Below are 1,042 nucleotides of genomic sequence, written 5' to 3' on the forward strand. Positions count from 1 at the left end.
CGCAGGCGCCGCCGCGGTCACCTTTGCTTCTGCAGGATCACCGAGGTCTGGGTGCCCGCGTCCCAGAACCCCAGGCTCGCGGCCAGCGCGCGGGAGGCCCTGTTCTCTTCGTGCGAGCGCCACTGCGGAATGAGTCCGGAGGAGAGCGCCTCGTGGCCGGCGATCGCCGCGATCAACGCGCCGGCTCCGCGGCGCCGGTAGGTGGGCGCGGTCAGCACGCCCACGTGGCCGAGGATCTGCTGCCACTCCTGGTAGCCCGCGCCGGCCATCGGGGTGCTGCCGTCCAGCAGCACAAACGACTTGTCCATGCCGGCCAGCCCCGCTTCGTGCGTGTCATCGGGCGGGCACCTGTCTTCCAGCCGGGCGACGTCGCTGCCCGCGGTGGACACCAGGGCCTCCCGTTCGGGCTGGACCACCGGCAGGTCTTCGGCGTAGGACAACACGGCCTTGCCCAGCCCGTGCCCGCCGTGCTCCCGGCTCAGCAGCATCAGCGTCTGGTGCTCGGCCAGGTCGTCGTCCGAGTACCGGGCGGCCGCGGCGACGGCCCATTCCGGCCCCACCAGCGCTGAGCGGCCGAACAAGCGCACGAAGGTGAGGGTCCCGGAGTCCTCGTTGATCCTGGTCAGCCGGTCGTCGGCCGCGATGAAGGCGTTGTCGGAGAATCCGAGCAACCGCGCCCACGCCAGCAGCACAATGTCAGCCGTCCCTGCGTCCAATCGCATACCTGCCACCCTACTGAACGCTTAGCCGAAGAGAACCCTCGCCTCGTCGTAACGATGCTGCGGGACGGTTTTTAGATTGTTCAGCGCCGACTCGAAGCCCACGTGCACGACGTCCGTGCCCTTAATCGCCACCATGGTGCCCCAGCGCTTCTCCACCACCGAGTCCACGGCCGCCATGCCCAGGCGGGTGGCCAGCACACGGTCGTAGCCGGAGGGGACCCCGCCGCGCTGGATGTGCCCCAGTGTGGTGGCGCGCGTTTCGATCCCGGTGCGCGCCTCCAGTTCGGGGGCCAGCCGCTCGCCGATGCCGCCGAGCCTCG

At 70.2% G+C, this 1,042-nt stretch carries 2 protein-coding genes; both read right to left on the minus strand.

All coding sequences use genetic code 11. The features are described from left to right. Positions 1–17 precede the first annotated feature (17 nt). Positions 18–722 carry a GNAT family N-acetyltransferase gene (locus AC5RV2_RS18330; RefSeq protein WP_494093515.1) on the minus strand — a complete coding sequence of 235 codons (705 nt, stop codon included), beginning with the start codon at positions 720–722 and terminating at the stop codon, positions 18–20. A 21-nt stretch (positions 723–743) separates the two neighbouring features. Then, the coding region (locus AC5RV2_RS18335; protein ID WP_494093516.1) for a 6-phosphofructokinase at positions 744–1,042 on the minus strand (299 nt) is incomplete at its 5' end.

Source organism: Arthrobacter sp. Y3225116 (assembly GCF_059091245.1).

Bases quoted from the DNA above. Each gene is read 5' to 3' on its own strand.
- AC5RV2_RS18330 (WP_494093515.1), bottom strand. From the start codon at position 722: ATGCGATTGGACGCAGGGACGGCTGACATTGTGCTGCTGGCGTGGGCG.